This is a genomic window from Bacillus sp. JJ1773 (assembly GCF_036962035.1).
GTDB lineage: Bacteria > Bacillota > Bacilli > Bacillales > Cytobacillaceae > Cytobacillus.
On sequence record NZ_JBALNX010000013.1, the window covers coordinates 1 to 18582 of the forward strand.

The 18582-nt window shown below is 35.8% G+C and carries 22 protein-coding genes; 5 read left to right on the forward strand and 17 right to left on the reverse strand.

Annotated elements, in window-relative coordinates:
- Window positions 1-607, reverse strand: a 607-nt coding sequence (locus tag V7127_RS03385; protein ID WP_335483565.1) for a YkyA family protein, incomplete at its 3' end; no start/stop codon positions are given.
- A gap of 222 nt (window positions 608-829) precedes the next feature.
- Between V7127_RS03385 and V7127_RS03390 the strand changes: the two genes are divergently transcribed.
- Both V7127_RS03390 and def read left to right on the forward strand, forming a co-directional pair.
- A complete protein-coding gene (locus V7127_RS03390; protein WP_335355598.1) occupies window positions 830-967 on the forward strand; it encodes a YjcZ family sporulation protein in 138 nt (45 codons plus the stop codon).
- Window positions 968-1090: 123 nt separating this feature from the next.
- Window positions 1091-1645: a peptide deformylase gene (gene def / locus V7127_RS03395; protein WP_335355599.1), complete on the forward strand. Its 555-nt coding sequence runs from the start codon at window positions 1091-1093 to the stop codon at window positions 1643-1645.
- An 81-nt stretch (window positions 1646-1726) separates the two neighbouring features.
- Here def and V7127_RS03400 read toward each other — a convergent pair whose 3' ends face one another.
- Both V7127_RS03400 and V7127_RS03405 read right to left on the reverse strand, forming a co-directional pair.
- Window positions 1727-2497: a Cof-type HAD-IIB family hydrolase gene (locus V7127_RS03400; RefSeq protein ID WP_335346471.1), complete on the reverse strand. Its 771-nt coding sequence runs from the start codon at window positions 2495-2497 to the stop codon at window positions 1727-1729.
- Between the two features lie 26 nt (window positions 2498-2523).
- Complete coding sequence (locus V7127_RS03405) at window positions 2524-3417, reverse strand: DMT family transporter (RefSeq protein WP_335346470.1); 894 nt, start codon at window positions 3415-3417, stop codon at window positions 2524-2526.
- A gap of 506 nt (window positions 3418-3923) precedes the next feature.
- On the opposite strand from V7127_RS03405, the gene V7127_RS03410 reads away from it, so the two are divergent.
- Both V7127_RS03410 and rnjA read left to right on the forward strand, forming a co-directional pair.
- The gene (locus tag V7127_RS03410; protein ID WP_335483567.1) at window positions 3924-4136 is read left to right on the forward strand and encodes a DNA-dependent RNA polymerase subunit epsilon; all 213 of its coding nucleotides are present in this window, start codon (window positions 3924-3926) and stop codon (window positions 4134-4136) included.
- A 3-nt stretch (window positions 4137-4139) separates the two neighbouring features.
- A complete protein-coding gene (gene rnjA / locus V7127_RS03415) occupies window positions 4140-5807 on the forward strand; it encodes a ribonuclease J1 (protein ID WP_335483569.1) in 1668 nt (555 codons plus the stop codon).
- Between the two features lie 61 nt (window positions 5808-5868).
- Here the strand turns inward: rnjA and V7127_RS03420 are convergent, their stop codons facing one another.
- The 7 genes from V7127_RS03420 to V7127_RS03450 form a co-directional block, all read right to left on the reverse strand.
- Window positions 5869-6528 (reverse strand): potassium channel family protein, encoded by a 660-nt coding sequence (locus V7127_RS03420; RefSeq protein WP_335348037.1) that lies wholly within the window; start codon window positions 6526-6528, stop codon window positions 5869-5871.
- Window positions 6529-6734: 206 nt separating this feature from the next.
- The gene (locus V7127_RS03425; RefSeq protein WP_335348038.1) at window positions 6735-7190 is read right to left on the reverse strand and encodes a TlpA family protein disulfide reductase; all 456 of its coding nucleotides are present in this window, start codon (window positions 7188-7190) and stop codon (window positions 6735-6737) included.
- A 79-nt stretch (window positions 7191-7269) separates the two neighbouring features.
- Window positions 7270-7818 carry a peroxiredoxin gene (locus V7127_RS03430; RefSeq protein ID WP_315668375.1) on the reverse strand — a complete coding sequence of 183 codons (549 nt, stop codon included), beginning with the start codon at window positions 7816-7818 and terminating at the stop codon, window positions 7270-7272.
- A gap of 301 nt (window positions 7819-8119) precedes the next feature.
- Window positions 8120-9022 carry a LysR family transcriptional regulator gene (locus V7127_RS03435; protein WP_335354565.1) on the reverse strand — a complete coding sequence of 301 codons (903 nt, stop codon included), beginning with the start codon at window positions 9020-9022 and terminating at the stop codon, window positions 8120-8122.
- Between the two features lie 96 nt (window positions 9023-9118).
- Entirely contained in the window at window positions 9119-10630 is a 1512-nt protein-coding gene (locus V7127_RS03440; RefSeq protein ID WP_335348047.1) for an MDR family MFS transporter, read from the reverse strand.
- 105 nt (window positions 10631-10735) lie between these two features.
- Window positions 10736-11182: a cyclic-di-AMP-binding protein CbpB gene (gene cbpB / locus V7127_RS03445; protein ID WP_335348039.1), complete on the reverse strand. Its 447-nt coding sequence runs from the start codon at window positions 11180-11182 to the stop codon at window positions 10736-10738.
- A gap of 431 nt (window positions 11183-11613) precedes the next feature.
- A complete protein-coding gene (locus V7127_RS03450) occupies window positions 11614-11850 on the reverse strand; it encodes a YkuJ family protein (RefSeq protein WP_066289674.1) in 237 nt (78 codons plus the stop codon).
- Window positions 11851-12158: 308 nt separating this feature from the next.
- Here V7127_RS03450 and V7127_RS03455 point away from each other — a divergent pair, with 308 nt between their 5' ends.
- Window positions 12159-12398 (forward strand): glutaredoxin family protein, encoded by a 240-nt coding sequence (locus V7127_RS03455; protein WP_335348040.1) that lies wholly within the window; start codon window positions 12159-12161, stop codon window positions 12396-12398.
- A gap of 36 nt (window positions 12399-12434) precedes the next feature.
- Here the strand turns inward: V7127_RS03455 and V7127_RS03460 are convergent, their stop codons facing one another.
- The 7 genes from V7127_RS03460 to V7127_RS03490 all read right to left on the reverse strand — a co-directional run bounded on the left by V7127_RS03460 (window position 12435) and on the right by V7127_RS03490 (window position 18491).
- On the reverse strand, window positions 12435-13076 hold the full coding sequence (locus V7127_RS03460; protein WP_335348041.1) for a DUF3993 domain-containing protein: 642 nt from the start codon (window positions 13074-13076) through the stop codon (window positions 12435-12437).
- A 229-nt stretch (window positions 13077-13305) separates the two neighbouring features.
- Complete coding sequence (locus tag V7127_RS03465) at window positions 13306-13863, reverse strand: hypothetical protein (RefSeq protein ID WP_335348048.1); 558 nt, start codon at window positions 13861-13863, stop codon at window positions 13306-13308.
- A gap of 2 nt (window positions 13864-13865) precedes the next feature.
- On the reverse strand, window positions 13866-14498 hold the full coding sequence (locus tag V7127_RS03470; protein ID WP_335348042.1) for an SCO family protein: 633 nt from the start codon (window positions 14496-14498) through the stop codon (window positions 13866-13868).
- A gap of 286 nt (window positions 14499-14784) precedes the next feature.
- A complete protein-coding gene (locus tag V7127_RS03475) occupies window positions 14785-16482 on the reverse strand; it encodes a cbb3-type cytochrome c oxidase subunit I (protein ID WP_335348043.1) in 1698 nt (565 codons plus the stop codon).
- A gap of 14 nt (window positions 16483-16496) precedes the next feature.
- Window positions 16497-16961: a cytochrome c oxidase subunit II gene (locus V7127_RS03480; protein WP_335348044.1), complete on the reverse strand. Its 465-nt coding sequence runs from the start codon at window positions 16959-16961 to the stop codon at window positions 16497-16499.
- 9 nt (window positions 16962-16970) lie between these two features.
- On the reverse strand, window positions 16971-17111 hold the full coding sequence (locus V7127_RS03485; RefSeq protein WP_335348045.1) for a hypothetical protein: 141 nt from the start codon (window positions 17109-17111) through the stop codon (window positions 16971-16973).
- 162 nt (window positions 17112-17273) lie between these two features.
- Window positions 17274-18491, reverse strand: coding sequence for an EAL domain-containing protein (locus V7127_RS03490; RefSeq protein WP_335348046.1), 1218 nt, complete (start codon window positions 18489-18491; stop codon window positions 17274-17276).
- Window positions 18492-18582 lie beyond the last annotated feature (91 nt).

Genomic DNA, 18582 nt, shown 5'->3' on the forward strand with positions numbered 1-18582 from the left:
ATTGCTTTGTTTTTTCATTAAATTTTTTATTAGCATCAATTATTTTTCCATATGCTTCATTAATTTTATTAATTTGTTCCTCAAGCTGAGTCAATTGAAGATTTTCTTCTTTAAACATAGCGTAAAGGTCTTTATCTAATTGAATAGCTTTAGAGTAATGTTGAAATATTTCTTCATGAATAGAATATCTTTCCATCATACAATCAAATAAATCTTGCGATAGTCTCTTAAGTTCAGGATCTTCCATTTCTTCAATCAGTGGCTCTAATGATTTAAACTCATTTTCAGAAGCTTTTATGCTTTCCTCTTCTTTGACCATATGTTCCTGCCGCTGGTCAACGATTTGGGCAGCTTCATCTGACAATTTAGAAACTTCTCCCATTTCCTTCATGCCTAAGGAAATTATTTTATCATAAATTTCTTTTTCTTTCTTCTCTAATTCGACTAACGGATCTTGCTGCTGTTCAAATAATTCTTCCGATGCAACAACCTTTTCTAAAACATTATATATTTGTTCAACAGTTGAACTCTTATTCAAACAACCAGAAATAATCATTACCGTACTTAAACAAATGATTATCAGGCAGCTTTTTATTGATACCGGCACGCTATAGACCCCCTTAATTAGAACAATTTAACTATACCTGCAGCCTCATCATTTTTCAATACACGAAAGGCTTGTCCATAAATAATTCTATTCCCTATACTTTTCATTTATGACATAGGCAAAGGCCTTCACCAACAAAATACTCCTAACATAGGCTATATAAATCGTCCTATAAAAAAAATAATATGTAGGCGATAATCTACTTTAGGGAGGTTATCCTTCATGTTTGGTTATGGTGGATACGGTTATGGCTGCGGCTATCCAGGGTTTGCTGGCGGTTTTGGCTGCGGCGGAGGCTTCGCGCTGATTGTTGTGCTTTTTATTCTTCTTATCATCGTTGGCTGCGTTTGCTTTTGCTAATATTGTAGGAGAAGGTGCAAAAATGTACCTTCTCTTTTTATTAACATTTTTCATTCATTTTGATAGACTAAATAAAGTAATTAAAAATTCGCCGATTGATCTTATGCTACAGGAGTGAATGACATGTTAACGATGAGGGATATTATTCGTGATGGACACCCAACATTAAGAAAAGTTGCAGATGAAGTTCCACTTCCACCAACAGAAGAGGATAAGCTAATTTTACAAAGCCTTTTAGAATATGTAATCAATAGTCAAAACCCCGAGATTGCAGAAAAATATGGCCTGCGCCCAGGCATCGGGCTGGCTGCTCCGCAAATCAATATTTCAAAAAGGATGATTGCTGTCTACCTTAAGGATGAAAAAGGAACTCTTCATAATTATGCGCTGTTTAATCCAAGAATCAAAAGCCACTCAGTTGAAAAAGCTTACTTAACTTCTGGAGAAGGCTGTTTATCAGTTGATGATCTGATTCCTGGAAATGTTCCAAGATATGCAAGAGTAACTGTTCAAGGAACTACAATAGATGGAATTGAAGTAAAATTAAGGTTAAAAGGGATATTAGCCATCGTGTTTCAGCATGAAATTGATCATCTGAACGGAATTATGTTCTATGATCATATTAATAAAGAGGATCCTTTTAAACCAATTGAGGGTGCTGTCCCAATCGAAAGATAGCAGGTTCAACTTTTGGACACCATGCGACAAAGGAAAAGACCGAACATTAGGCGTTCAGTCTTTTCCTATATTTTAATTTCCCTAAATTAATCCTATTCTTTTCAAGCCGTCCCAGATGCCGTTGTTGTTTGCTGAAGTTGTTGTTACATCTGCAGCAAGCTTAACTTCGTCTAATGCATTGCCCATTGCAATTCCAGTTCCAACTGCTTGCAGCATTTCGATATCATTTAATCCATCCCCAAAAGCATATACATTCTTCATCTCAATTCCTAAGCGGTCTATCATTAGCTTTATTCCCTCAGCTTTTGAGCCTCCTGCAGGCAACACATCCGTTGAAAATTGATGCCAGCGGACAAAACGGAAATTAGGAAATTCACTTTCATAGGCCGCGTCCTCTTTTTCTTCCGTAAATACTAATGCCTGATAAACTTCCCTATTCTTATAAAAATCAATATCTTTTTCTGGATAAGGAAATTTCAAACTGCCTATACTTTCTTCAATAAATCTGTTATCTAGTTCTGAGGATTTCATTTCTTTTTCATCTAGAAAAACAAGCGGATGTCCTCTATCCATTGAGTAGTTCACTAACCTTTCAATTTCAGATGTCGGCAGCTCATTTTTAAATATGACTTCATTTTCAAAAACAACAAATTGTCCATTAAAGCTAACAAAAGAATCGATATCCAGCTCATTGCGCAGACTGTCAAACATAAATGGAGCACGCCCTGTAGCAATCGCAACAAATACTCCATTCTCCTTTAAATGCTTAAGAGCTTGTTTTGTTGACTTTTGTAGCTGTTTATCACTGTCTACCAACGTTCCATCTATATCAAAGAATACTATTTTTTTCAATTATGTTTCTTTCCCTTCTATACATACTAGGCTGCAGCTTTACCTTCTTTTTGTTTTTCTTTAGTAGAGGTGATATAAACCCCCAGAAAAATGATAAGCAAGCCTACAATCATTGAATAATGAATACTTTCTCCCAATATGAAAGCTCCCCACAATATGGCTGATCCTGGCACTAGATAAGTTACTAAGGAGGCAAATTCCGGACCGCCATTTTTAATTAAATAATAATATATTAGGTATGCAACCCCTGAGCCTAATGAACCTAAGCCAAGCATTGAGAAAATTACATGCCATTCCGTAAAGGCAACGATGGATTCTGGCGATGAAACTAACATAACGAAAAAACTAATGAGTGCAGCAAAAAAGAGGGTAAATAAGGATATATGCAAGGTCGAGACTTGCCCTAAATTTTTCTTTGTAAGTTGTGTCCCTGCACCATAACAAATAGTCGCACCTAATAAAAACAGGATTCCTGAAAAATGACCCGAAAGAAAATCCCCAGACTTTAGATCAGAAATAATAAATATCCCGATAAACCCTAGAATAATACCGATCCATTGTTTTTTTCTTAAAACGGTTGAGAAAAATAGCGAGCCGATAAGAAGAGTCCAAATAGGTGTTGTGGCATTAATAACGGAAGCTAAGCTTGACGAGATTTTCGTCTGACCCATAGAAATAAGCAGCCATGGCAATGCATTGTTTAGTAATCCAACTAAAAAAAGCTTTGTTAGCGGAAGTTCTTTGTATTGGATTTTTTCACGTTTTACTAATGTGAAAATAGCTAGTATTAAAAAGCCAAAAAGGCACCTTCCAAAAACAACTCCAGCAGGTCCCAAATCTTCCAGCAATAGTTTAACAAATAAAAATGATGTTCCCCAAATGATGCTTAAAATTGCTAATGCACTATATAGCTTTCCCATTTGCCTCATCCTTACCTTAAAACTAATTTGTAAAAAATTTCGATTTACGTAATAAAACACTAAACCCATTTTTCAAAATTGTCAATTAAGGAATATTAATAAAGGAATGTTCAATTATTCATGAGCTATCCAAAAATACCCATGAGAGATAAGCTGTATTTGACATATAATAAAATAAAACTAAATCTTTTTAAACATCTTTGATTACTTTACTTTGGACAAGGATAGTTTAAAATAGAAAGTAAGGAGTTGATCCACAATGTTAAGGAAGCTAAGAAAGAAGCTTTTAAAACAGTGGAGAGATATGCTGCGGAAGAAAACTATTGCTTAAAATACCCTTTTGAGCCCTTCAATCTTGCGAAGGGCTCATTCCTTATCGTAATATGGGTATCTATATAATAAAAAAACATTTACATATAAATATTTCTTTAATAAGAAAAAACATGTAAATCATGTTAATTTTATATATAATAGAAAAAGTTATTCGGATGAAGGAGAGAGTTCAAATGATTTTTAAAGTTTTTTATCAAGAATCAAAAAAAGAGGTACCTGTTCGTGAAAAAACACAAACTATTTATGTTGAAGGAGAGTCTGAAAGAGATGTACGTCTTAAATTAGCGGATAAACCTTATAATATAGAGTTCATTACTATATTAGAGGGACAATTTTTAGATTTTGAAAAACAAAGTGAAGACTTTAAAGTATTGGAGATAGAATAAATTATGAAATTTGTAAAAAATGATCAAACAGCTGTTTTCGCCCTAGGAGGACTAGGAGAAATCGGAAAGAACACGTATGCTGTTCAATTTCAGGATGAAATCATCTTAATTGATGCAGGAATTAAATTTCCTGAAGATGAACTCCTAGGGATTGATTATGTTATACCTGATTATACGTATTTAGTAAAAAATGAAGACAAAATTAAAGGTCTTTTTATTACGCACGGACATGAAGACCATATTGGCGGAATCCCCTATTTATTAAGAGAAGTAAACATTCCTATTTATGGCGGCAAACTAGCACTTGGTTTACTTCGCAATAAATTAGAAGAGCACGGATTACTTCGACAAACAAAAATGCATGAAATCAAAGAAGATGATGTCATAAAGTTTAGAAAAACGTCCGTTACATTTTTTCGAACAACCCATAGTATTCCCGATTCTTATGGAATTGTCGTAAAAACACCACCAGGGCAAATCGTTCATACAGGTGATTTTAAGTTTGATTTTACGCCAGTAGGAGAGCCAGCAAATTTAACTAAAATGGCAGAAATCGGTAAAGAAGGGGTACTATGCCTACTATCTGATAGTACGAATAGTGAAATACAAGATTTTACAATGTCAGAACGCCGTGTTGGCGAAAGCATTCATGATATATTTCGCAAAGTTGAGGGCCGAGTAATCTTTGCTACTTTTGCCTCTAATATTCACCGACTACAGCAAGTAACGGAAGCTGCAGTATTAAACGGCAGAAAGATTGCTGTTTTTGGTCGCAGTATGGAAGCTGCCATTAATATTGGCCAAGAGCTAGGATATATTCAGGCCCCAAAGGATACATTTATTGATGCCCAACAAATTAATCGCTTGCCTTCCAACCAAGTCACGATTTTATGCACAGGCAGCCAAGGGGAACCTATGGCCGCTTTATCCAGAATTGCTAACGGAACACATAGACAAATTCAAATCAATCCTGGCGACACGGTTGTTTTCTCATCATCACCAATCCCAGGAAATACGATTAGTGTAAGCAGAACAATTGATATGCTCTCTCGTGCTGGGGCAGATGTTGTTTACGGTAAGCTTTCCAATGTCCATACTTCTGGTCACGGAGGTCAAGAAGAGCAAAAGCTAATGCTGCGACTAATGAAGCCAAAATTCTTTATGCCAATCCACGGTGAATATAGAATGCAAAAAATGCATGCGAAACTTGCTGTAGATTGTGGTGTGATGGATGAAAACTGCTTTATTATGGATAATGGAGAAGTACTTGCCTTAAGTGAAGATTCAGCACAAATTGCTGGGAAAATTCCTTCAGGCTCCGTTTACATTGATGGAAACGGAATTGGTGATATCGGAAATATCGTACTGCGCGATCGACGAATTCTTTCTGAGGAAGGATTAGTAGTTGTTGTTGTCAGCATTAATATGAAGGATTTCAAAATCTCTGCAGGCCCTGACCTCATTTCACGCGGTTTCGTCTATATGAGAGAATCAGGTGATCTTATTAATGATGCTCAATCATTAATTACTAAACACTTGAACAAAGTAATGGAACGGAAAACGACTCAATGGTCAGAAATCAAAAACGAAATAACTGACACACTGGCACCTTTCCTATATGAAAAAACAAAACGCCGTCCAATGATTTTGCCGATTATTATGGAAGTATAATACAAAAGGGGCTGTAATTCACTATATGAATTACAGCCCCTTTTACGATTAAACAAAGCTCCTAGCTCATTACTTTTTTCTCAAAGCGATTAATATCAACATCTGCTCCAATAACAATTAATATGTCATTTAGCTGAATAGCCTCATGTGATAACGGGGAAACGATGATATCATTCTTTCGCTTTATTGCAACAATGTTAATTCCATATTTTGCACGTATATCTAAATCAATTAGAGTATGGCCGCTAAGCTTTTCATTTGCTACAATTTCAACAATACTATGTTCATCTGATAGCTCCAAATAGTCGAGAACATTATTGGAGACGATGTTGTGGGCTATACGTCTGCCCATATCACGCTCAGGATGGACAACATGATCTGCACCAATTTTTCTTAATACTTTCTCATGATAATCATTTTGGGCTTTAACCGTAATTTTTGTTACTCCCAGCTCTTTTAAAATTAACGTTGTTAAAATACTTGCCTGTATATTATCACCAATGGCTACGATGACATGATCAAAGTTTCGAATACCAAGACTTTTAATAACTGATTCATCTGTAGTATCTCCAACTACTGCATGTGATGCGATCATTGAAAATTCATTTACGCGATCTTCATTCACATCTATTGCCATGACTTCCATGCCTTCCTCTGCCAATGCCCGGCAAATGCTTCCACCGAAACGTCCAAGTCCAATCACAGCAAATTCCTTCTTCACCAATCATTCCTCCATGGTATTAACAGTCATTTTCGATTATTTTGTCACACACACATATTGCTATAATTTATCTATTGTATTATTATCTGTGGAAATTAGTCAAGTGCTGTTCGAAACCCTTAAATATGCATGTAATTTAAACTACCTTTCATGCTATATGGACTTACTCAAAAAAAAGAACCAAGCTTTAGCCTGGTTCATTCACACTATTCTGCTTTATTCATTTCATCTAATACTCGATTGACACGCTTCTCTAGCATTTTCATTCCGCTTCCGCCTGCTTGGAAATGACGCAAGTTTCCATCTTTATCAAATACATAATAGGCTGGCACGTATTGATTTTCGAATGCCTCATTTAATTTATGCTCACTATCTACATAAATTGGCTGTACAATTTCATGCTCTGCTGCTGTTTTTTTGATTAATTCTAAATCCAAATCATCCTCAGAACGAGGCATATGAACAGCAACAACATTTAATTGATCCTTATAATCATCCCTAAATTTATTAACATGCGGCATTGCTTCTTTACAAAGATGACAGCTAACAGACCAAAAATGAATTAATGTTGGCTTTTCACCTACAAGCTGAGCCTTCGTTACCTCTCCATTTAACCATTCAGTTGCACCTGTTAACTCAGGCATTTGCTCACGTAATTTCATTGTTTATCCCCCTCATATCGAATCATACTTTAAGAAAAGACCTAACAATCAAGTTAGGCCTTTTCATTAAAATTCTTAATTATACATTTAGTGTACTTTGTCCTGGCTTCCAGTTAGCTGGGCAAAGTCCGCCAGTTTGAAGTGCTTGAAGAACACGAAGAGTTTCATCCACATCACGGCCTATGTTGTTATGGTTAACAACAGAATACATTAATTCACCCTCTGGGCTAATAATATATAATCCGCGAAGGGCGATTCCTTCTTCTTCAATTAATACTCCATAATCGCGTGAAACAACATGATTTGTATCAGCAGCTAATGGATATTTCAAATCACCTAGGCCGTTGTTCTTGCGATCAGTATTGATCCAAGCTAAGTGCGTATGAATTGTATCTGTAGACACTCCAATTACTTCCGCATCTAAATCTTCGAACTCATCATAACGATCTGATAATGCTGTGATTTCTGTTGGACATACGAAAGTGAAATCCATTGGATAGAAGAAAAGAACTGTCCACTTATCATTTTTCATATTTTCTTCAAGGCTTACTTTTCCAAATTCTTTGTTTGCTAAAACTGCATCCATTTCAAATCTAGGTGCTTGTTTACCTACCATACGTTCAGGCATATGTAATCCCTCCATTAAAGTATTAAATGAGAATAGATTAATTAGTTTCTCATTTATGCTTTTATTCACAATTACAAGTATAGATGAGTAATGATTTGAGGTCAATATCAAATTGTAATTAATTTAATTAAATACCTATTATTGTATATTAAATAAATTTATTTGATATAAACCCATTACAATTTTTACCCTCTTTTTACAGAATTTAATCAATAATTTATTGGCTGTCGGAATATTGTTTCAATATCAATTTTAACAAAGTTATCATTCGGAATAAAACAAAATGCTCATCCTAACCCTTTTACTCACTGCTTCTGTCTTCATTTCCTTCCTCTTCTATAAATTCCTTTATTAATTCAACAAAGGCCTGTACCTGCTTAAGCTGGAAAGCAGATTCATAGCCAAGCAGCCATGTATCCCTTTTTAAGGGAAGGCCATGCTCATCCAACAACGGTACTTTAAATATGTTTTTCTCAGCACCATTTAAAGTAATTGCAGGCAAAATCGCATAACCGATCCCGTTGAATGTCATTTGTTTACATGTTTCAATTTGATCAACTACGATCGTTCTTTTTGGGGCTGTCTTGAAAGTCCGAAGCCACCAATCTTGAATTTCCTGAAAGTAATTAGAATCACTTTTAAACTGAATAAATGGGCGATCTGTATTTAAAATCTGTTCAGGTGATGTAATTTCAGTGTCGACCAAATAAAGAGGGTCCTTAAAAAGATGAATTTTTATTCCCTTCCAATCTGGTGTGCCCCGTATAATTCCAATATGTACTTGATCTTCATAAATTGATTTTAATATTTCACTGCTCCAGCCGGTCAATAGAGAAACCTTTGCTTGAGGGTAGCGGGTTACGAATTTCTTTAATACTTGCGGAAGCCAATTTTGCCCAACTATAGAGGCAACAGCTATCTTCAAAGTTCCATGAACTTCTGCATTAAGCGCATGGATGGATTCCCTCACCTTTTCCTCTTTCACAATAACCTCATTAATAAATTTTATGACAAGTTCCCCAGCAGGTGTTAAAGATAATCCCTTTTGAGAACGGACAAATAATTTTTCTCCCCACTCTTTCTCAATCGTTTGCAAGCGCTGAGATAAAGCAGGCTGTGAAACAAATAATCTCTCAGCTGCCTTCCTCATATTCATTTCCTGAGCAAGGACCGAAAGAAAGTGAAACTCAGAAAGTGATGACATATGTTCACTCCGTTCTTTTTTCTTCTACTATAACCTAAAAAGTTTAAAGTTTCATTGTTGGTGAAAAATCGGTTTTATTACAAAAAGACCCTGCAATTACTTTGCAGAGCCTGGTTCTTTCTTTGGCAGTAACATAACAAGGATAAAGCTGATTACAGCAAAAATTAGCACTGTATAATAAACCGTTTGTAAAGAAAAAGTAAGGCCATCTTGAAGCAATGCTTTTAATCCATCTGCAAGTTTATTTCTTTCCTCTTCATTCAAAAGAATATTCGTTGAATCAATCGATAAATCTTCTCCAGCACCATGCCCTTTTTCTTGAAAGTAATACATAATTCGATTATTTAATATTCCGCCAAGCAAGGCTGCCCCAATTGTATTTCCTAAATTTCTCATAAACATATTGGCAGCTGTTGCAATGCCTCTTTGATGCCAGCTGACTGTACTCTGAATTGAAACAATAAAGGTTGTTAAGGTTAGCCCCATTCCAACACCTACAAGAAAAGATCCGCATGCGGCCCAAAGCGGTCCTGCCTCGGGGGAAAGAGTAGCAAACACTATACATCCTAAAATGAGAGATAAACCACCAATAATTGACGTGCTTCTAAACCCGATTTTTAACAATAATCGACCTGCTGACCATGAGGCAATCGGCCAGCCAATTGACATAGTTGTTAGCGTAAATCCAGCAACTATTGGCGAGCGCTCCATCACACCTTGAACAAATGCTGGCAGAAAGCTCGATATTCCTATTAGGATAACTCCTGTCGTTAAGGAAGCTAAGTTAGCGATAAGGATTGAGCGTTCTTTCCAAATGCTAAAAGGCATCATCGGTTCCGGCGTTCTTTTTTCCTGAAAAACAAATAATAAGAAAGCTAGCAAGCTAATGCCTATCAAGCTAATGGCCTTTGATGAGGTCCAGGCCCAATTAACTCCTCCCTCCACTAAGACAATCATTAACGATGAAATAGAAACCGTCAGAAGCAGTGCACCTATATAATCTATCTGAGGCTTTTTCTTTTCTATGTTTTCATGAAGAAATTTCGATATTCCGATAATGGCCAAAATACCAAGAGGGATATTAATCCAAAATACATAATGCCAGCTTACATATTCGACTAAAATTCCGCCGACTGCTGGGCCCATAATGGCAGATATCCCCCATACACTTGATAAATATCCTTGAATTTTGGCTCTCTCTTCCTTCGTATAAATATCACCGACAATGGTTGTAGCAATCGGCATAACAGCCCCTGCTCCAATGCCCTGAATTAATCTAAAGATGATGAGCATTTTCATGGATTGTGCAAATCCACATAATATCGAGCCAATTAAAAAAATGACAATCCCAATAATTAAAATCGGTTTTCTTCCAAATAAATCAGATAGCTTCCCATAAATAAGTACAGTCACTGCATTCATCAGCAAATAAGCAGAAAACACCCAGCTATATAAAGAAAATCCGCCTAAATCCCCTACGATCACTGGCATTGCAGTAGAAACAATTGTAGCCTCTATCGCCCCCATAAACATAGCTAGCATCACCGAAGCTAGCACTAAAGGACGTCTTGTTTGTTTTTTATCTTTATGTATAAATGATTTTTCCATTACCTGTTCCAAGCCATTTTCCTCCTAAAATCGTTTCGCTCCTCGTAATTAAATTAGTATACGTGCTTATCTAATAAAAAAATCAAGCTCCCTTGAAAGGGAGCATTAGTTTTTATTCATTTTGCGAATTTGTTTATTTAACTCTATCATTACGGTTCTTCGTGTAAATATTCCTTCAAAAAAACCATCTTCATTCTCAATGCAAAGGAATGGATTGTCAATTAATAAAGCAACTGAATCCTGGATGGATGAATTAATGTTTAGTCTTGGAATTTTCCGATTCATTACTTCTTCTACGCGCTTTTTTTCCAGCTGTTCAAATTCAATTCTCTCAAGGCCTAGAATTGAGTCCATGATTAACGGGGTACTTATTAAGCCATGAAGTTTATAATACGGATCAAGTACAGGAATGGCCGTGTAGCCGCTTTTTGTTAACACTAAAAGAGCATGCTCTAAATTATTGCCAATTTGAACATGTGCTACCCGTTCTGATGGTATCATAAAATTTCGGATATTCTTTTCTAAAAACTCCCCGCTGTGAAGACTGATCATCGCCGAAACTCCTCAAAAATTATTATTATCTATCTATTTTAGTTTAACACAGTTTTCATTTAGTTGCTCCTAAAAAGTAACGTCCTCCTAAAATCATTAGGATTAATCATCCTTTACTAGTATGAATGTCCTTAACCTCGTATTGACAACGTGAGCATGTATAAATGACATTTTGGTTCGATTGAGCCGTTAAAACGGAAGTTATTTCAGATTCCGTTAAACACTTAGGACACTTTACAGTCGGAAGCATCATTTCATCACCTCATTACTATAATTAACTATTGGAAAGATTTAAATGTATTAGAAAACTCGCCGATTGGCGAGCCCCAAAGGGCGAAGACAGAGGCGTAGTTGCTCTTATGCCTAATAGGAAAGTTATACTTTCCTATCGGCCAAAAAAGGGAACCGTAATTGGCTCCCTTCTAAATGGTTTATTGAATTAGATCAAAAATTTCTATCGTAATCATATCAATATTATCAAATTGATACCTTTTAGGTTTTTCCTTATCATTATAGACTTCTAACTCAAACATTTCACTTTTTGGCTGGTACGTTACCTGACATTTTCTCTCGCCGTTCACCTCGAAAAAACGTTGCATCGGCTCTCCGCCTGTAGATTGTTCCTGTAAGTTTTTTAAACGTGTTAATATCCCTTGAAGCTGTGACATGCTCCCTCTCCTTTCACAAAAACCTTAAACATTATATTTAGGTTTCTCTTTTGGCATGTTTCTATCCTAAATGATTAAATTCAGAAATTTCAATTCCATTCCCTTGCATACCAATATTAACAGCATAAATTAATGTAACCCAATTGTACAAGAAAAAAATATTTTTTTTCTCGTTTTTTTACTTTTGAGAACCTCTGGAATAAGATATGAATGGAAAACAGTCTTATCATCATGATTGCATCGAGAATAATTGATTGAAATTCACTGACCATTTACACTAATATAGAAATGAAAGTGAGGGAGCCTTAATGAAAGAAATTACCATTTATACACAGCCAGATTGTCCGCCTTGCGAAATAACGAAAAGATTCTTAAGTGAATACGGCTTTTCTTATACAGCAAAAGATATTAAAAAAGACGAAAAAGCTAGAAATGATTTAATAAATAAATATCAATCATTTTCTACCCCAACAATCGTAATTGGAGAAGAAGTTATCACTGGTTTTGATTTAGAAAGGTTAAAGGATATTTTAGATATTAAAGAATAACCATTCATTTTTTTATTGGATTGTTCACTTACTGTTTTATAAAGTCGAGCAAAACCTGCCATATTTGATTAAAAACTCTAATGGATTCAAGCATAAGCCAACTTGCAAAGATGATTGGACTATTTTTTTCTGAAAGTAGTTTATATGATCTTTGCTTGTTGAGTGAGTTTGCTCTTTCTCTGGCTGCAACAGCTCCTCAGGAATATTATTATATAAAAATTCAGCTATTCTCCAACCACCATCACTCACTGTTAATAATAAGCCTTCATAATGGCTTTCATAAGAAACAGGACCTTCATCCATCTCAGGGAAAAACTCAAAAAAATACTTTTCATTTTCGTGCGAGACTAGCTTCGTTTCATCTGTAAAGCTAAAGTAGGGAATATAATAAAATGGGAAATCAGTTCCATATGTAATATACAAACTATTTTCTGAGAAAAGGTTTTCCTCTAAAAAAATCCTTTTTGCTTCTTCAGTAAAATATGGAGACAATATTTTATCAATTTCCTCCACTGTCCTAGGTTTTTCACCAAGTGAAAGCTGAGCTTGATAGGCAGCTTGGACAAAAGCAAAAACATCTTCACGATTGGATAACATCTTCTCAGCTTTCGTTATCGTTGGAAAAATGAAAGCTATCGCAACAATTATTGGAAGTATTTTACTGATAAGCCTGATCATTCTATCGTCCCCTTCATTTCTTAATAATTCTCATTTTATCAACAAACAAAGGGACAGAACGATGTTTTTGTTCGCAAAATAACTGCAGATTCTGACAGGAAAAAGCTTAAAAACACGAAAAGCCCCTTCATTAGACAAAAAATACCCAGAACCCAAAGCTGTTGATAAGCATTTGGATTATGAGTATTTTTTACATTGGTTTGTTGATATAAAATCCACCTTCTTCATCTTATTCATATTCTGAAGGGTCAACAAAATGTTTGTACACCAAATAAATTAACAGTGCAATAGCCGTTGTCAAAAACCCCCATCCAAGGGTTAATTGATCAATTAATAAATAATTATTGCATAATTGGTCAGGTGACCAAATGTATAAAAAACCCATCCCAAAATACTTAATTGTAAAAATGATAATAATAACGTTTTTTCCAGTCGAACTGAGCTTTTTCCAACTATCTCTAAGTGGAACTCCCGCTAAGAAAGGCAAACTGATAAATTTAAAAATTTCTACACTTTGTATCGTCAAGGCCTCATCCATTGTTCGTGGTATTGTCCAATATATAGCTATAACCATAAATAAAATAATTCCCGGTATACCATTACTATTCCACTTTTCGAAAAAACGAGGAAACCGCAATTGAAAAAAACGTGCCATAAAAAATCCTGAGATCACAAGCAGGGGCATCTGCATATGCATATGTGTAATCATGATGGATTCTACTAAATTTGCTACAGGAGGAAGCATCAGGAAAATATATAACAGTAAGGCATATATAACTTGTGTCATCATTACACCCCCGCTTCATTTTCAAGAATGCTTGTTACCTTAGCAGCAGCTTCTTCAATCTTCGTATAATCCATAACATCAACTAAACGGCCTTTTTCATCAACTAAATAAAATGCAGAATTATGAGTGAAATTCCCAAGCCCATCAGGAATGACAATGACGCCAAATTTCTCCAGCAAGGAGTCTAATTCAGCTTGATTAGGTATTCTCGCCATCCTCCAAGTTTCTCCATCACTATTAAAAGCCTTTCTGTATGTTTCTAATGTTGCTGGGTCATCTCTAGTCGGATCAAAGCTAATACTCAAAAAAACGATGTCTTCCCCGATATATTTTCTTGGCAGCAATTCATAGACTTGAGCCATATTCATTTCTAATTGGGGGCAGACAGTTGCACATGATGTATAAAGAAACGTTATGAATACATACTTATCTTTAAACTCAGAAATTGAATATTTCCGTCCTTTGTTATCCTCCAAAGTGACATCAGGGAATACGGGCTTTTCCTCCATTAGCTGATTCACTCTCGCGGTTTCTGCCGTAAATGCTCGGAATCCATCTGTCGCTATAAAAAACAACACACATCCAAACAGTAATACAACAATAATAGCAATTGTATTATGCCGGTTTTTGATCACGGAAATCACTTCCCAAATCATTATTTTGCTTTTTTTGGTTTTTTTCTTAATTTTTATTAAAAAGAGATAGCCCTGCATATGAGCTATCTCAATTGTCAATCATTGTCCAGCTGCAGCGGCTAGCCCCGACGTACAGGACGTACTAGTGTCGACAATGCGACAGGACGTCGCGCTTTTGTCGACCTCGAGGTCATAAGCCAATCTATGAATGAAGGCAAAGAGCACCTTCTTTCATAGAGCGTCTTATGCTTGTCGGGGCTGAACGAGCCGCTTCCGCATTTCGATTTTACCAAGTTTTAAATGGTGGTGAACCTGGTGGTGCATTAACAATCATATCTGTTAGTGGTAAAACATATGCCATAGCAATAACTATTAACATTACAACAATCCAAACTCCCCAACGTTCAGTCATATATGGAGTTCTAGCCTCTCCATCTTCCACTTCAGCAATAGGGAATTCTGTTTCTCCCTTTGGTGCAAAGAACATTAAATTAAATACTGCATACACCTGAATAATTACTGCGATCATTAGGAGTGTTGCACCAATTCCAATCATCATCATATATGGATCCCAGCCTAATGTTGTTGAAAAGTCACCATACGTTGTAAAGGAAGTTCTTCGCGGTGAACCAAACAATCCAACTGTGTGCATGGATCCGGACATAATTATCATACCAATTGTCCAAATAATCGTTTGAATAACACCTAATTTATTCATTTGCGGTGTTAATACTCGTTTTGATAAATGTGGAATTAACCAATAACTAATGCCAAAGAATGTCATTACTACGGACATACCTAATGTTAAATGGAAGTGACCGACAATCCACATTGTATTATGAACAACCTGGTCTAATTGGTTCGTACTTTGTACAATACCGCCTGCTCCAGCTGGTGCAAATGCAGCCATTGCGATAAATGGTGATAGGAAACGAACATCGCCCCATGGTAATTTTTTAAACCAGCCTAAAAGTCCTTTTCCGCCTTTTCTTCTTCCAGTACGTTCAAATACCGCAAACATTGCGTACGCAGTCATTAATGAAGGGAATCCAATTGCTAAACTCATAAACACGTGCATGAATTTTACTGGTACTGAAATACCCGGGTCAATAATTTGATGGTGGAATCCACCAGTAATATTCATAATAACTAATGCAATAACAACAACTCGAGTTAAATAGTCATTAAAGCGTGTGCCCCCAATAACTTTTGGCACTATGACGTACCATGCAGACACAGCTGTCAAATACCAAATATTTACTGCCGTATGTCCAAAAGCCCAAAATAGAGTACGGGCAACCATAACATTGATTGTATCCACCCAGCCAAGCGACCATGGAATAATCATAAATAGTACTTCAACCGCAACAAAAGCAGTTGCTCCGACTAGTAATACAAATACACCAGTAGCAAAGAAAGCAAGAATTGGAAGATGTTGTCCCTTGTGATTCTTTCTCCAATTCGCTATATTAATAAATGCTCCAGCTGAAAGCATCCAAACACCTAGTACAATGAACACTAAACCAAAGTAAAATACTGGGTGAGCTGCCATTGGCGGATAGAATGTATACATAACAGATGCTTCATTCATTAAGATTGGAATTACTACTAATACAAAACCGAATATCTTCATCCAAAAACCTATCCAAGCCATTTTTCTAACTTTTGGAAGAAGACCGCCTAATGTATGTGAAAGTCCTGCATAAAAATAACCAATTGTAAAGAAAGCTGACATCACAACAACTAGTAGTAAGCCGTGTGCGGTTAATACTTGATAATAATTAGCCCATGATGGCAGCTCCAGAAGACCAGCACGGTTTAATCCTTGCAATAACCCTAACAATCCGCCAAGAAGTAATGCTATAAATGCAACAGATAAATATGATTTCGATATTTTTGCATCCTCTAAATTTACACCAAGCACTTTATTTGCTTGATCTTTAAATGCTGTTGATTTTCCCTTTTGCTGTAAAACCGTTTCCACTGAACTTCCCCCCTTTATTTAACTGTAATGGTAGTACTCATTAACTGGTGGCCAGCACCACAGTATTCATTACAAAGCACTAAATAATCACCCGGTTTGTCAAACTTTTGCGTAATTTTTGAAATATGACCAGGCATTACCATCGTATTAATATTTGTATTTGCTACTTGGAATCCGTGCACAACATCTTTAGAAGTCATTGTGAAATGTACGGTTGATCCAGCAGGCACTTCAATATTACTTGGAGTAAAACTAAATATTTGCAAAGTCATAACCACTTCATATTCATTTTCACCAATTTTTTTAATTCCTGGCTGATCAAATGGTGCTGTTTGGTCTACCTTTTGCGGGTCGATTGTTTCCTTATGACTTGGTGGTGCCATCCCTAAGGCAAATCCTTGATAACCAGTAATAAGCATGAATATCATTATCATTCCAAAGCTTAATGTCAGCCATATTTTTTCTCCACGATGCATCATTTTCCCCCCCTAAACTCTACCCATATATAAACCGAATAGTACAAAATAAGTAATCAGAATAACTGCCCCGACTAAGGTTACGGATAAGCCTGTTCCTTTTTGTGATTCCTCTTCTACCTTTAATTTACTTTCTTGTTTTGTAGCTCCCATCTGAACCCAACCTCCTTTTGTTCTTTATACTTACATAATAATTGCGAAAGGTTCTCATTGTAGTGAAGTGAATCACACCTATCTAATCCGTACTAAATTTTAAAAAACTATGTCGTTTTCAGACAAAATTTAGACAAAAAAAGGCCTCCAATTCGGAGGCCTTTAAAGTAATCCTTCATGTTCATAAAGGAAATCATATGAAAGATCTATAAATATATATTCAAGCGCATTTAGCGGATACGAAAAAGTTCGGATTGTTTGCCCTGTTTCTATATCTCTGTATAAATCAGATAAGATACCTCGTTTTTCCTTTTTCATTTTCAAAATATTTTCGAAAAAATAGGGACGCCAGCTCCAGTTTTTATGGAGGTATTCTGGCTGAAGCAACCAATTATTATCTTCTTTAAAAATATTGGCAGATGTCTGAATTCCATTCTCATCACAAACATATAAGCGAAAAGCGACATCAGTTAAAGATAACGAAAGTTCCTTTATTAAATCCTCATATCCGAGCATTCTGCGATTTTTTGTTTGCAGAAACTGAGTAAGCCTTTCATTGAACTTCTCTGTTACATTATACAATTCTTCGAGTTTTTTCTTCTCGTAAGCAATAAATTCGTGCCATTTGCCCTTCAGTTTCTCCTTCTGAATATCACGGTCTACAAACTCCTCTGACGGCTTTTGCAAATAATAGCCCTGATAGTATCTTCCCCCATTTCTCCAAGCAAATTGAAGCTGATAGACCATTTCAATGTTTTTAAAAAGCAAAGTGGCCCCAATTTTTCGCGCTAATAAAGAAATAGAAAGTAAAATATCATGTAATATATGGGCAGAAGCAGTAGAACGCAGTTCATTCAAATCAACCTTTAAAATATTCGGCGAGATTTGCCCAATTCTATCTAAATGGCTTCTCTCATTCCCCATATTGTCAATGGCAATCTTAATACCATAAGTCCGAATATAATTTAATAGATGATCTAAATGCTCTACTTCACCCTTGTAGATACGCTCAGTCGATTCTAACACGATCCGATTTAGATTTATCCCCTTTTCTTGGTATTCAAACAAAATGGATAGGAACGATTCGGCATTATCAAACATTAATAAATCTGCATCTTTATTGATAAAAAGGAGAATATCATCCTCTAAAAAAAGTGCTTTATCTAACGCCTTTCTTAAAACGGCATGATCGATTTCCAGCCTGTATTCTTCAGGTATGTTTTCATCTAGAAAAATGGGTCCTAAACTTACTATTCCATTTTCCCCCTTATATCTTCCTAATATCTCATAGCCTGTAACTCTTAGTTCATCCGCACTAAATATCGGCTGAAAATATGGAAAGACATGATCCAAATCCGTTAATATTTCCAGGGCATCCATTTTCATACCCTCCAGTATTAATTAATAAAATACTTTTCCATAAAGTGAAACTTCAATCAGTGGGGGGGATCTTCCCCCACTGATTGTTAGT